Here is a 14,360-nt window from a genome sequence, read left to right on the forward strand (position 1 = left end):
CCCAAAATTTTTTAACAAATAAGAGCTTATGTATTTGTGCAGATATACAAATTTATTATGTTTCCAAACTTTTGTTCTAAAATTACTTGACATATTCAAACAAATGTGCTATTATATAATTACAGAAAAGCTCCCCTGCATCTGACTGCAAGGGAGCGAAATATTTCTGTGGGAATTACTTCTTGAGCTTAACTGCTTCCCTGACCTTTGCAACAACATTTTCAGCGCAAAGTCCAAATTCCTTGAGAAGATCAAGAGCGGGTCCCGAGTGTCCGAACACATCGTTTACGCCTACCTTGATAACGGGAACGGGGCAGCACTCTGTTACTGTCTCGGCTACTGCTGAGCCAAGTCCGCCGATGACGCTGTGCTCCTCGGCTGTAACGATAACGCCTGTTTCCTTCGCAGCCTTGCAGATGATGTCCTTGTCAATGGGCTTGATGGTATGGATATTGATAACTCTTGCGCTGATTCCCTCTGCTGCAAGTGTCTCAGCTGCCACAAGAGCCTCGTTTACCATAAGTCCTGTTGCGATGATGGTCACGTCGCTGCCGTCTCTGAGCTGAACGCCCTTGCCAAGCTCAAACTTGTAGGTGTCCTTATCGTTGATAACGGGTACGGAAAGACGTCCGAAGCGCATATATACGGGTCCCTCGAAGTCAAGTGCTGCCTTTACGGCTGCCTTTGCTTCAACATCGTCTGCGGGGTTGATGATTGTCATTCCGGGGATAGTTCTCATAAGGGCGATATCCTCGTTGCACTGGTGAGTTGCGCCGTCCTCGCCTACGGATATGCCTGCGTGTGTTGCGCCGATCTTTACATTGAGATGAGGATAGCCGATGGAGTTTCTTACGATCTCAAATGCTCTTCCTGCCGCAAACATTGCAAAGGAGCTTGCAAATACCTTCTTGCCTGTGGTAGCGATACCTGCGGCTACGCCCATCATATTTGCCTCGGCTATTCCGCAGTCGAAAAATCTCTCGGGGCAGGCTTTCTTGAATATGCCTGTCTTTGTTGCTGCCGCAAGGTCGGAGTCAAGGACGATAAGGTCGGGATATTCGCTGCTGAGCTCTGCCAGAGCCTCGCCATAGCTTTCTCTTGTAGGTTTTTTGATTACATCTGCCATTGTCTTAGCCCTCCAGTTTCTCAAGCTGAGCTTTAAGCTCGCCCATAGCCTGCTCGTACTGCTCTGCGTTGGGTGCGGAGCCGTGCCAGCCTACCTGATTCTCCATAAAGGAAATGCCCTTGCCCTTTACGCTCTTCTGAATGATAGCTACGGGCTGTCCGTTTATCTTTTCTGCCTCGTCAAAGGCTCTTTCGATATCATCAAAATCGTGGGCGTTCATTGTGATCACGTGCCAGCCGAATGCCTCGAATTTATCGGTGATGGGCATAGGCGAGCATACCTCGGTGATCTTGCCGTCGATCTGGAGACCGTTGTTATCCACGATGGCAACGAGATTGTCAAGCTTATTGTGAGCGGCAAACATTGCTGCCTCCCATACCTGTCCCTCTTCGATCTCACCGTCGCCGAGGATAGCATATACCTTGTAGCTGTCGCAGGAGATCTTGCCTGAGAGTGCCATTCCGCAGGCTGCGGATATGCCCTGTCCCAGAGAGCCTGTGGACATATCAATTCCGGGAATATGCTTCATATCGGGATGACCCTGGAGACGGGAGCCTATCTTACGGAGCGTTTTGAGCTCTTCAATATCAAAAAATCCTCTCAGTGCAAGTGCGGAGTAGACTGCGGGAGCTGTATGTCCCTTTGAAAGAACAAGTCTGTCTCTGTCTGCCATTTTGGGATCTTTGGGATCAACGTGCATTTTGCGGAAATAAAGGTAGGTGACTAAATCAGCAATTGAAAGAGATCCGCCGGGATGTCCCGATTTTGCGTTGTATACGCCCTCGATGATCCCCATTCTAACCTTGCAGGCTGTGATCTCAAGCTGCTTCTTAAGCGTCTGATCCATAAGTTAAAATCATCCTTTCAAACATTCCCGTAATTCAGGAATTTAATATATATTCTATCAATTCGGCTACCGCTCCGTGGGAGCAGTCCGATTTGCAGACCATGTTGCACGCCGCTTTTACCTCATCTATGGCGTTGGAGGGGCAGGCGGAAAAATCCGCATTTCTTAGCATCTCAAGGTCATTGTTGAAATCCCCGATGGCTGCGGTAACGCTGTCTGCTTCTCCGTAAAGCTCAAGGAGCTTTTTCATTGCTGAGCCCTTTGAACAGTTCTTCGGCAGCATTTCGTGAAAGATCGTGCTTGAGGTGATGTATTCAACGTCTTCGGCATATTCAAGGCTCTTTGCATATTCTTCAAAGGGCTTTATGCTCTCCTCGGGCATTGCGAAAAGCACCTTGCACCAATTGCCCGAGGGAACGCTTTCGAGAGAGTCCATTATTTCGGCGGTAAAGCCGCCTATTTTCCAGTGACGGCGCTCATAATCGTTCATCTGAACGTCGTAAATGCCGTCCGGGGTACATATCTCAGCGCAGGCTTCGGGGAATTTTTTCAGAAGCTTTGCTATCATTGCCCGTGCTTTTTCCTCGGGAAGATATTCGGACCACATCACCTTATTGTTACCGCAGTCATATATCATTCCGCCGTTGCAGAGTATTACCGGGAAATCCACTCCCACAGGCGCAAAATAATGCCTTGTTGCCTGCAGGACTCTTCCCGTTGCGACTACGAATTTGCCCCCCGCTTCGCGAAGCCTCAGTATAGCTTTCAGATTTTCCTCCGAAAGGGTCTTGTCGGCGTTCAGAAGGGTGCCGTCCATATCGCTGAACAATATTATTTTTGATCTATCCTTAAACATACTGCCTCGTTTCGCCGTCCCCTATTTTTCGGAGCACATCGCAGAAATACTGGGGAAGCTCGCTTTCAAACTCCATATACTCATAGGTTATGGGGTGGACAAAGCCTATTTTGCCTGCGTGGAGACACTGCCCGTCAATGCCCTTGAAGGGCTTGCCGTAAACGTCGTCTCCCAGCACAGGGTGTCCGATATATGCCATATGGACGCGTATCTGATGGGTGCGCCCTGTTTCAAGCCTGAGCTTTATGAAGGAGTATTTATCGTACTCACGGAGGACGGTGTAATGTGTCACTGCGTTCTTGGAATTTCGCTCGGTGACGGTCATTTTCTTGCGGTCTGTGGGGTGTCTGCCGATGGGGGCGTTTACCGTTCCCTCTTTTTCCGAAAGTCTGCCGCATATGACCGCGCGGTATTCCCTGGTGAAGCTGTGCTCCTTTATCTGCGCCGCAAGACCCGTATGGGCGGTGTCTGTTTTGGCGACGATAAGAAGTCCGCTGGTGTTCTTGTCGATGCGGTGGACTATTCCCGGACGGATAATGCCGTTTATGGAGGAAAGTCTGTCTCCGCAGTGGTACATAAGGGCGTTCACAAGGGTTCCCGTATAATTTCCCGCCGCTGGGTGGACTACCATTCCCTTGGGCTTATTGACAACAAGAAGATAGTCGTCCTCGTAGATTATATCCAGGGGGATATTCTCGGGGAGGACGTCAAGGGGCTCGGGCTCGGGGATAACGGCGGTTATTTCGTCTCCCGCATTTATGGTGCAGCTTTTGCTGACGGTCTTTCCGTTTACGGTGACTCCGCCATCTGCAATTATCTTTGCTGCCAGGCTGCGGCTAATTTCTCCCCCGCAGGAGGAAAGAAGCTTATCTATCCTCATTCCGCTGTGGGTCTCGTCGGCGGTGAGCATTATTACGTTGTCACTTGTCATTTTCCACCTCGGAGGACTGGGTAGGAGCGAATTTTTTCAGATATTTCTCGTCAATGAAAAGGTAATAGGCTATAAGCAATATGGCTCCTATGACCACGCAGATATCCGCAAAGTTGAAGATGAAGTTAAAGGGAAAGAGACGGATAAAATCCGTTACATACCCCTGGAAAATGCGGTCATAGAGATTGCCTATGCCGCCGCCAACTATCATTGCATAGGAAACGGTCATAAGGGGGTGCTTATGCTTCTGACGATGAAAATATATGGTTATGAGGACGAGAGCTATGGCGGTGACTGCTGCAAGGGCAACGGTCTTGCCCGTAAAGCTGCTGAATGCCGCTCCTGTGTTTTTGTGGAGGGAAAAGGCTAAGATATCCGTATCTCCCGCGGTTATCACTCGGATATGGTCGCTCTCGCCTATATTTGCCTCAGCCGCCGCCTTTGTGAGCCTGTCGATGACCATAAATGCGGCGGTGAGTATCCAGAAAAGTATTATCATTATGCTCTGAACACTATCTGCTCGGCGCAGCGCTTGCAGAGAGTGGGATGCTCGGCGTTTGTGCCTACGGTCTCGCTGTAGCTCCAGCAGCGCTCGCACTTGCTGCCCGACGCCTTTTCTACGCTGAAGGAAAGCTTGCCGTCAAATGAGGGATCTTCGCACTTGAATTCGCCGTCGCCGTTGTTAACGACCTCTGCGGCGGAAACGATGAACACCTCGGCAAGGTCGCCTGCAACTGCGGAAAGCTTTGCATAAAGCTCGTCGCTGTCGGCGTGGAGAGTTACCTTTGCCTCGAGGGACGCTCCGATGAACTTCTCCGCTCTCTTGAGCTCAAGTGCCTTGGTCACGGAAGAACGGACGCTGTATATCATATCCCACTTTGCGGTGAATGCATCGTCAACGGATACTCCTGTCTTTTCGGGCATCTGATTGAGGAAAATGCTTTCCTTATCGTCTGCGGAGCTGTGGGGGATATATTTCCATATCTCCTCGGCGGTGAATGAAAGCACGGGAGCGATCATTCTCGATACGGCGCTCAGTATCATATACATTGCGCTCTGGGCACTTCTTCTTTCGGGTGCTGCTTCGGGTGTGCAGTAAAGTCTGTCCTTGATGATGTCAAGGTAGAAATTGGACATATCCGTTACGCAGAAATTGTGTATGCTGTGGACTACTACGTGGAAATCGAATGCGTCATAGGCTGATTTTACCTTGTCGATAAGGGCGTCAAGGCGGACAAGCGCCCACTTGTCGATATCAAGCATCTTGTCGGGGCTTACCATATCCTTGTCGGGGTCAAAGCCGCTGCCGTTGCAGATGTTGCCCAGGATATATCTTGCGGTGTTTCTGATCTTCTTGTAGGTGTCCGCAAGCTGCTTTAAGATCTCCTTGGAAATTCTGATATCCGAATGATAATCGGAGGAGGCTACCCAGAGTCTCAGGATATCTGCGCCGTTCTGGTCGGTGATATCCTTGGGATCTACGCCGTTGCCCAGGGATTTATGCATTGCTCTGCCCTCGCCGTCTACTACCCAGCCGTGGGTGCAGACTGCCTTGTAGGGTGCCTTTTGACCTGTTGCGGCGGAGGTGAGGAGGGAGGACTGGAACCAGCCTCTGTACTGGTCTGCGCCCTCGAGATAGAGGTCAACGGGAACGTCAAAGCCTCTTTCCTTCATAACAGCGGTATGGGTAACGCCGCTGTCGAACCATACATCGAAAATATTTGTCTCTTTTACAAATTCGCCGCAGCCGCATTCGCACTTGACGGACGCGGGGATAAAGTCCTTCGGTTCCTTGATGAACCAGGAATCGGAGCCTTCGGCGCGGAACATATCGGAAATTGCCTTGATGGTCTCATCGGTAACAACGGGCTTGCCGCAGTCCTTGCAGTATACAACGGGAATGGGTACGCCCCATGTTCTCTGACGGGAGATACACCAGTCGCTGCGGTCGCTGACCATGCCCTTTATTCTGTCCTCGCCCCATTCGGGTATCCACTGAACGTCTTCGATCGCCTTGATAGCATCGTCCTTGAAGTCCTTGACGGAACAGAACCACTGCTCGGTGGCTCTGAAAAGCACGGGATTTTTACATCTCCAGCAGTGAGGATACTGGTGGACGATCTTTTCAAGTGCGAAAAGTGCGCCGGATTCCTCAAGGTCCTTGGCGATCACCTTATTTGCCTCGTCGGTCTTGAGGCCCTTGTATTTGCCCGCTTCTTCGGTGAGAACGCCCTTGGAGTCAACGGGCACGGTTATGCCGATCTCGGGGTACTTCTTGCAGACCTCGAAGTCGTCAACGCCGAAGCCGGGTGCGGTATGAACGCAGCCTGTACCGCTTTCGAGAGTAACGTGGTCGCCTACAATAACCATGGATTCTCTGCCCATAAAGGGGTGCCGGGTCTTCATATACTCAAGCTCGCTTCCCTTGAAGCAGCCCTCTGTCGTATAATCCTCAACGCCCTTTGCCTTCATTGCAATGGGTGCAAGCTCGGCAGCCATGATATAGTTCTCGCCGCCTGCCTTTACAACGGTGTACTCATACTCGGGGCCTACGCAGATCGCAAGGTTTCCGGGAAGGGTCCATGTGGTCGTTGTCCAGATTACGAAATAGGTCTTGTCAAGGTCAAGTCCCATGGCGGTGAACTTGCCCTTATCGTCTGTTACCTTGAATTTTACATAGATAGAGTGGCAGGGGTCGTTTGCGTACTCGATCTCTGCCTCGGCAAGGGCAGTCTGACAGTCGGGGCACCAATAAACGGGCTTCAGGCCCTTATAGATATAGTTCTTTCTGAACATCTCGCCGAATATCTCCACCTGTCTTGCCTCAAATTCGGGCTTGAGGGTGAGGTAGGGGTCGTCAAAATCGCCCCAAACGCCCAGTCTCTTGAACTGTGACATCTGGTTTGCTACCTGGGAATGGGCATACTCATTGCACTTTTTTCTCAGCTCAACGGGAGGAACAGCGCCGTTTTCAACGCCCATCTGCTTGAGAACTTTAAGCTCGATGGGAAGTCCGTGGGTGTCCCAGCCGGGAATATAAGGAGAGCAGCAGCCGCTCATATTCTTCTGCTTGACGATGATATCCTTGAGCACCTTATTGAGAGCGGTACCCATATGGATATCGCCGTTGGCGTAGGGAGGTCCGTCATGAAGAACATATTTGGGAAGTGACTTGTTCTTCTCGATCATCTTGTAATACATTCTTCCGCTTTCCCATTCTTTTATCATATCAGGCTCTTTCTGAGGGAGATTTCCTCTCATAGAGAAATCGGTTTTGGGAAGATTCAGGGTGGTATTGTAATCCTGTGCCATTTTAACTTACTCTCCTTAAATGGAATAAAATTTACTGCATTGAAGCGGTGTCGATAACTCTTGTTGCCGTCATATCCTCGGGGTCGGGGTCGGGAACGGGTGTGTGTACCTCCTCCGCAGGCTCCTCTCTTTCCTCGGTATCTGACTCGGGGAGCGAGGTGATAAGCTCAAGGTGGGACTTGTACATACTGAGGAGATTGGACTTGAACTCGGTCACTGCTGTCTGCATTCTCTCGAGAGTTTCCTGCTCTCTCTGGGCTCTTACGGCGGTGGAGCCGATTATCTCGTCGGCCTTCACATTTGCGGCGGAAATTATCTGCTCCGCCTTCTGCTGAGCCTCGGAAATGATGGCGTCGGCTTTTCCTCTTGCCTCCTCCATTACGGCTCTTGCCTGCTTCTGAGCGCCGATCATTGCGTCCTTGAGGGCTTCCTCATCGGCTTTGTAGCGGCGTATGCTCTCCACAAGCACTTCTATCTTCTTTTCGGTGTCCTCTTTTTCCTTGGTCATTTTGCTTATCTGGTCGGCGATCTGATTTAAAAATTCGTCGACCTCCTCGGGCTTATAACCGGGCTTTGCCTGTTCAAAACGCTTGGTGTTTATCTCCATTGCTGTGATCATTGATATAATCATCCTTTCTCGAGAGCTTTGTGCTTTCCGCAGGCATTGTCCTATCCCCGGACCCGCTGCGGACAGGTGCGGAAACTTGATCTTCAGATGTATTTTTTTATTGTGATATGCAGCCTGTCCTTTTTGGTGGTGCCGCCTATTTCCGAAAGGATAAATCTGCCCGAACCTCTCACCGACAGAATGCTTCCCTCCGCTACATTTTCGGATACGCTTTCCGTAATCCCGTGATTTACCGAAACCGAACCCGAACGAATAAGCGCTGCCGCCTTTTCACGGCTGACTCTCAAAGCTGCGGATATAACGCAGTCAAGGCGCAGTGATGCCACTGTGGCGGTAATTTCGCTGAATTTATCCTCTCTTGACAGTGCTTCACCATCTGCATAGCGGGTCTTTACTCCCACTCTGCCGATCTTTGTGATGTTATACACAGCCATTTCAGCCGCCGCAGGGCTCAGTACCGCATAGGCACCGCTGTCGTCGCAGAGGATATCTCCCGTCTGACTGCGGTTTATCCCCAGCGCCATAAGGCTGCCCAGATAATCCCGATGGGTCAGGGAAGCGGCTCCCCTGCTGTCAAAGCGCACTGTCCGAAGGGGAAAAGCTTCGTGCTCAGGCTGCATATACTCCGGATAAATGCAGAGTATACACCGCATTGCACCCTCATATCCGCCGAAAAGCTCGTATCCCTCTGCGCACATATAGGAAAGAAATTTTTCTGCCAGAGCCAGTTCTCCCTCGCTCAGAAATCCCGAAAATCCCGGAGCAAAGCTCCTTTCGCAGATGGAAAGCATATCCCCGATACGGGAAACAAGCAGCTTTTCCTCCCCGTCAAGCCTGTTTGCGGCAATGAAGGAATTTTTGTCACGCCCCATAGCTTACATCAAATTCTCCTGTGAGATCAGAGTAATACTCCGTTGCTTTCGAGCTCTGCCGAAAGCTCATCTCCCTGAAACCCAACGTTGTAGGGGGTGATGATGAAGGTGTTGTTTGCAACGGGCTTTATGCTTCCGCCGTTTGCATATGCAACTCCGCCTAAGAAGTCGATTATTCTTCTTGTAACATCGGGTGTGGTGGCTTCGAGGTTAAGAACAACGGTCTTTTTGTTGTTAAGGTGATTTGCTATCTCCTTGGTATCGGAAAATTTCTCGGGCTTTACAAGAATTACCTGGAGCTGTGCAGTTACCTGGATATTCACCCTGTTGTTGTCGGGGGAAGGCATTCCCTGATTTCTGGGCATACCGTAGCCGCCCTCATTCTGAGGAACAGAATTGTTCTGAGGGAAGCCATCATCATATCCTCCCTCGTCTACATCGTAACCATCGGGGTCGTTATCAAACCCCAGCACAGACTTGATATTGTCAAATAATCCCATTTTTTATTTCTTCCTTTCTCTGATTTATCTATTAAAAAATTTTAAACGCTGTAATTTCGCGCTCCGAAAAGCGCGCTGCCCAGCCTTACCATTCCCGTGCCGAATTTCACGGCTTCCGTATAGTCGGCGGACATTCCCATTGAAAGCAGTGTTATTGCCGAATTTTTCGGCGGCGACGCTTTCAGATCCTCGAAAAGCCGCTGCATTTTTTCAAAATAAACGCAGCTGTCCGTGGGTGGCGGAATGGTCATAAGTCCGCAGACCCTGACCCCAGGAAGCTCGGATATCTGGGATATCCCATCGTAAAGCGCTTCGGGAGAAAAGCCGCTTTTTGAAGCCTCTCCGCCTATATTCACCTCGCAGAGTATGTCCATGACCCTGCCCTGTTTCACAGCTCTTGCGGATATCTCCTTTGCAAGCTCGGTGCTGTCAACGGACTGTATCATTGTCACACTGTCGATGATATATTTTACTTTATTGCTTTGCAGATGTCCGATGAAGTTTATCTCGGCATTTTCTGCGTATTGTTCCTTTTTGCTCAGATACTCCTGAACTCTGTTCTCGCCCAGAAGCTCAAAGCCCTGTGAAACTGCGAAATTTACTCTTTCGGCGGAAACAGTCTTGGTGACTGCCATTATTCTGATGTCGTCACTCTCTCTGCCCGCTCTGACCTTTGCTTCCTCCATATTAAAGCGTATCCGCTTTATATTTTCGGAAATATCCTCAAAATCGTTATTCAAAGTGAATTTCCCCCTCTGAATTGTTTTCGGATAATGACTGCTCTGCTGCGGTCTCCTCTGAAGAGGAAGTCTCCTCGGAAACGCTTTCCGCGGAAGGCTCCGTTTCTTCGGAAACCGTTTCGGAGGGCTCTGTTTCGGAGATCACTTCATCGGTATAAACAGGTATCTCCTCCTCGGGCTCTTCCTTGGTGACTATTTCGTCGGAATTAGCCATATATGCCGCTGTATCGACGCCCTCGATAATTATGTCGTCATAAACGCAGACATATTCCTCGTTGGAGGTGAGCCTTGAAAGCAGATAATCCTCGCTCTCGAAGATGGGATCCACCTTTTTGAAAAGCACTCTCTGTCCCCAGAGGACATAGCAGCCCTTTTCATTGTTTTTGTTGAAGCGCAGCGCCTCCCTGGGCACCTTTATCCCCTCAAAGTCATTCAAGGTCATCTCGACCCTCTCCACTCTTTTGCGGACAAGGTCAAAGGTCATCTCATCGCAGCGGAGGATAAGCGTCCATTCGGTTGGGTCTTCGGTGGGCTCAAGAGACTCGATGGTGGCTGTTACCGTATCGGGAGTGGAGGCAAAGCTCAGCTTTACCGTATCTCCCGGATTGTAAACGCTGTCGGAATTGTCGATAATTCCCGCTATCTTCCAGTTATAGCCTCTTACAAGCTTGCCTATCTCGTTCTTGTTCCTGTTCGCCCCGGCAGAGCTTTCATTTGCGATAACGTCCTTGATGGTCTCGGCAGTAAGCTCGCCGCTCTTTTCCATTGTGAGAACGCTTTCGTATCCGTCTGTGGTGCTGACAAAATAGCCCGAGTCGGGAGATACTATCTCCGACTTGCTGCTTTTGCGCATTTTCACAAGCTCGTCTATCTGACCGTTAAGCTCGGCGATACGGTCGTCATAGCCGTCCTCCTGCTTTACGGATATCTGATAGATGCTCATAAGGGTGAGCAGGTCGTCCCGCTGGCTCTTTATATCGGAGATGTCCTTCTTTGCAAGCCGTGTTGCCACTGCCTGATACCGCTGACTGATAAGGCTCGAGATGAATGAGGGGTCGGCGGTAAGCACCGTTCCCGGGTTCTGAGCGGCTTTTAAAAGGTCTATCTCGTCGGAAAGCTCCTGTATCTTCCTGTTTATCTCAATGTCATTCTCGCTGCCGTAAACGTATGCCACCACAGAGCCGTTGGCGACCTTGCTTCCGTCGGAGATGGGATAGCTCAGAACGCCTGTGTAGCTCTTCCTGATAACGGATTCGTCACGGATATAAACTCCTCTGAACGAGACCTTGTCCGCTGAGGAATAGATGACCGCAGTCTGGGTCTTGTATTCCTCGGTAACGCTTGTGTAAACGCTGTTGAACACCGAGCACAGGATAAGCCCCGCCAGCAGAACGAACAGGACTTTCATTATGCCGTTTTCCATCGCCGTTCATTCCTTTCGGAGGATACTCACTTTTCGGCGGTATCCTTGTCCTGCTCCGCGTCGAGTATGGAAATTGGTCTTGCGGGAACTATTGTGGATATTGCGTGCTTGTAAACAAGCTCCTGCTTGCCGTCGGCATCGATGATGACCGCATAGCTGTCGAAGCCCTTTACAACTCCCTTGAACTGGAAGCCGTTGGTCAGGATACAGGTAATGGGTATCCTTTCCTTTCTCGCCTGATTAAGGAACACGTCCTGAAGATTAAGCGCTTTATTCATCTGATATCATCCTTTCGGTTTTTTATCTATCTATTTTCGGTTCTTCAAGTAATGAATGACCTGACACAGAGCATACTGCTCCATATTCTTTTTAATTATATCACATAATTTTTGATTTGGCTACTATATTCAAGCAATTTGATATAATTCCGTCAAATTGTTCACTATTTGCCGTATCTGTCCACGTAATTCGTACATCTCGACGAAACCATGTGAGCTGTCTCTTGGCATAATGCCTTGTTTCCTGCTTGATTTTGTCGGCTGCCTCCTCTAAGGAGCACTCTCCCTCAAAGTAGGGTATCATCTCCTTGAAGCCGATGGCATTGAAGGCGGTTCGGAGCCTGTATTTTTCGTAAACGGCTCTTACCTCCGCTTCAAGTCCGGCCTCAAGCATCTTATCAACGCGCCTGTCTATCCTGTTGTAAAGCACCTGCCTGTCAAAGCAGGTAAGACCTATCATGCAAGGCTCATAGGGAGACTCGTTCTTTCGGCTCTCCTCCCTGTTTTCGCTGCCCGTCCGTCCCGACAGGAGACACATTTCGATGGCTCTTATGACCCTTATCACATTGTTCGGGTGTATTCTGTCCGCGGCTTCGGGGTCAAGGCTGCGGAGCTTTTCGTGCATATGCTCCTTGCCCATTTCCAAAGCTTCCGCCTCAAGCTCCTTTCTCAGGCTGTCATCGGAAACAATGTGGTCAAAGGAGATATTGTCGATAAGAGAATTGATGTAAAGTCCCGTTCCTCCGACTATTATTGGCAGCTTTCCGCGGCTGCGGATATCCGAAATGCACTCCCTTGCCATTTTAACATAATCCGCTACGGAGAAGGGCTCATCGGGTTCGAGGAAATCCATAAGATGGTGAGGAACGCCCCGCATTTCCTCGGGAGAGGGCTTTGCGGTGGATATGGCAAGCCCCTTGTATATCTGCATAGAGTCGGCTGAGACCACCTCTCCCCCAAGTCTCAGGGCAAGCTCAACGCCTACTGCGGTCTTGCCCGAAGCGGTGGGACCGCAGACCACGATAACGGGTATTTTTTCAGAATTGCTTACCATTACACTATCCTCCGGAACTGCTTTTCAAGCTCTTTCTTTGTGAGCTTGAACATTACGGGTCTGCCGTGGGGACAATACCTTATCCTTTCGTCGGAAAGTATCTTTGATACAAGATATTTCAGCTCCTCTGCATCGGTTTTGTCATTGGCTCTTATGGCTCCGTGGCAGGCGATGGTGTGGTACATATCGTCAAGTATCTCAGGCAGAGGGTCATGCCTGTGAGCCGCAAAATTCTGCGCAAGCTCGCTTACCGTCTCCCCCGCGTCCCTTTTGTCAAGCACTGTGGGTATGCCCTTTATAATGACCCTCGGAGCCTTGTCCGCTTCGATGTCAAAGCCCAGGTCGGCGCATACGCGAAGATTTTTCACCAGCGCATCATACTCGCCGTAATCAAGGGTAAGCTCCTCGGGAACAAGGAGCAGCTGAGCCGTTAAATGCTCCCTGCCGCTTCTGAGATCTTCAAACCGTATCCTTTCGTGAGCAGCGTGCTTGTCAACGATGAGGATACCGTCCTCAACCTCGGCAATGGCGTAATTCCTGAAGGCTTCGCCGATAATGCGGAAGAATATCTCTTTCTGCGGCTCTTCCTTTTCCGCAGGCATTTCGGGCTCATTATGCTCCTTGAAGGCGTTATTGTCAATGTATTTGAACTCCTGCTTAACAGGCTCGGCTTTCAGATTTTCTATAGCTTCATCATCGGCGGTATTTCCGTAGCCGCTTTGAAGATGCTGGGAAATATCCCGGGTCTCGGGCTTTGGGGGAGACTTCGGCTCGATGGCGGGCGGCGTTTCGGGAGATGAATGTATCTCCGTATTCTTAGCCCCTGCCCAGGCTGCCTCCGCAGCGGCAACTGCCATTTCCATCTGCTCGGCAGCGGTTTTTCCCGATTTATTTTCAAAATCTCTGGGAATTTCCTCCACACGAATTTTATGCTCATAGCTCTCGCCGTTTTTCACCGCTCTTATGTCCGAAAGCCGCTCGGACTGGTCCTTGTCGGTGCAGGAAACGGGTATGACCTTCGCGGTGAATTTCGATCTTGATGTCTCGGGAAGCTCGGTCTGAACGGGCTTCGGCGGGTCTTTGAACATGGGCGCGGCATAATCCGCCTCTGTTTTCGGCTTTCGCTCAAGGTTCAGCTCAACAGGCTTGGAGTCCTGCAAAACAGCGTTTTTCACCGCAAAATAAAGTGCGTCATAGATAAGCTTGTCATCGGAAAATCTGACCTCTGTTTTGGCGGGGTGAACGTTCACATCCACCGTCTGGGGCGGTATATCCATAAAAATAACGCAGGCAGGGAATTTTCCCTCCATAATGCAGTTTCTGTAGGCTTCTTCCAATGCGCTCATACAGGTGAGGGATTTAACGTATCTGCCGTTTATGAAAAAATGCTGCATGGAGCGGTTTTTCCGTCCCCACAGGGGCTTTACCGTATATCCCGAAACGGATATGCCCCCCAGTCTGTAGTCAACGGGCAGCATTGATGCCGCAAATTCCTTTCCGAAAACCGAATACACGGCAGAGTAAAGCCTGTTGTCTCCGGGAGTGAAAAGTTCCTGACGGTTATTACGGATAAATCGGAAGGATATTTCGGGGTGGGAAACAGATATCTTGCTGACGATAGAAGCAATGGCGTTGCCCTCGTATTTGTCCTGCTTCAAGAACTTGAGACGGGCGGGGACGTTGTAGAAAATATCCCTTATTATAATAGTAGTGCCGTCGGGGCAGCCCGAGCGCTCTATAAGCTTTTCCTCGGTGCCCTCGATGATGTAGTGGGTGCCGTATTCCTCGTCCTT

At 50.1% G+C, this 14,360-nt stretch carries 14 protein-coding genes; all 14 read right to left on the reverse strand.

The annotated features are described in order from the left end of the window. Positions 1-175 precede the first annotated feature (175 nt). Positions 176-1,126, reverse strand: a complete 951-nt coding sequence (locus tag ACI4J0_RS08590; protein ID WP_439765403.1) for a transketolase family protein — start codon at positions 1,124-1,126, stop codon at positions 176-178. Between the two features lie 4 nt (positions 1,127-1,130). Further along, entirely contained in the window at positions 1,131-1,973 is an 843-nt protein-coding gene (locus ACI4J0_RS08595; protein WP_439765404.1) for a transketolase, read from the reverse strand. Between the two features lie 34 nt (positions 1,974-2,007). After that, on the reverse strand, positions 2,008-2,829 hold the full coding sequence (locus tag ACI4J0_RS08600) for a Cof-type HAD-IIB family hydrolase (RefSeq protein WP_439765405.1): 822 nt from the start codon (positions 2,827-2,829) through the stop codon (positions 2,008-2,010). Beyond that, positions 2,822-3,760: an RluA family pseudouridine synthase gene (locus ACI4J0_RS08605; RefSeq protein ID WP_439765406.1), complete on the reverse strand. Its 939-nt coding sequence runs from the start codon at positions 3,758-3,760 to the stop codon at positions 2,822-2,824. The genes ACI4J0_RS08600 and ACI4J0_RS08605 overlap by 8 nt, the downstream gene beginning before the upstream one ends. Next, a complete protein-coding gene (gene lspA / locus ACI4J0_RS08610) occupies positions 3,750-4,259 on the reverse strand; it encodes a signal peptidase II (protein WP_439765407.1) in 510 nt (169 codons plus the stop codon). Before lspA ends, ACI4J0_RS08605 begins: the two co-directional genes overlap by 11 nt. After that, on the reverse strand, positions 4,259-7,072 hold the full coding sequence (gene ileS / locus ACI4J0_RS08615; protein WP_439765408.1) for an isoleucine--tRNA ligase: 2,814 nt from the start codon (positions 7,070-7,072) through the stop codon (positions 4,259-4,261). Before ileS ends, lspA begins: the two co-directional genes overlap by 1 nt. Positions 7,073-7,103: 31 nt before the next feature. After that, entirely contained in the window at positions 7,104-7,691 is a 588-nt protein-coding gene (locus tag ACI4J0_RS08620; protein WP_439765409.1) for a DivIVA domain-containing protein, read from the reverse strand. A gap of 92 nt (positions 7,692-7,783) precedes the next feature. Continuing rightward, positions 7,784-8,572 (reverse strand): RNA-binding protein, encoded by a 789-nt coding sequence (locus tag ACI4J0_RS08625; RefSeq protein WP_439765410.1) that lies wholly within the window; start codon positions 8,570-8,572, stop codon positions 7,784-7,786. Between the two features lie 26 nt (positions 8,573-8,598). Next, positions 8,599-9,072, reverse strand: a complete 474-nt coding sequence (locus ACI4J0_RS08630) for a cell division protein SepF (RefSeq protein WP_439765411.1) — start codon at positions 9,070-9,072, stop codon at positions 8,599-8,601. A 41-nt stretch (positions 9,073-9,113) separates the two neighbouring features. Beyond that, positions 9,114-9,812 (reverse strand): YggS family pyridoxal phosphate-dependent enzyme, encoded by a 699-nt coding sequence (locus tag ACI4J0_RS08635; protein ID WP_439765412.1) that lies wholly within the window; start codon positions 9,810-9,812, stop codon positions 9,114-9,116. After that, positions 9,805-11,235, reverse strand: a complete 1,431-nt coding sequence (locus ACI4J0_RS08640) for an HlyD family efflux transporter periplasmic adaptor subunit (protein ID WP_439765413.1) — start codon at positions 11,233-11,235, stop codon at positions 9,805-9,807. Before ACI4J0_RS08640 ends, ACI4J0_RS08635 begins: the two co-directional genes overlap by 8 nt. Before the next feature lie 26 nt (positions 11,236-11,261). Further along, entirely contained in the window at positions 11,262-11,513 is a 252-nt protein-coding gene (gene hfq, locus ACI4J0_RS08645) for an RNA chaperone Hfq (RefSeq protein ID WP_432651090.1), read from the reverse strand. Between the two features lie 100 nt (positions 11,514-11,613). After that, positions 11,614-12,567, reverse strand: coding sequence for a tRNA (adenosine(37)-N6)-dimethylallyltransferase MiaA (gene miaA, locus ACI4J0_RS08650; protein WP_439765414.1), 954 nt, complete (start codon positions 12,565-12,567; stop codon positions 11,614-11,616). After that, on the reverse strand, positions 12,567-14,360 hold a 1,794-nt coding region (gene mutL / locus ACI4J0_RS08655; RefSeq protein WP_439765415.1), incomplete at its 5' end, for a DNA mismatch repair endonuclease MutL. The genes mutL and miaA, both read right to left, overlap by 1 nt.

This window comes from Huintestinicola sp., assembly GCF_051882455.1.
Lineage (GTDB): Bacteria > Bacillota > Clostridia > Oscillospirales > Ruminococcaceae > Huintestinicola.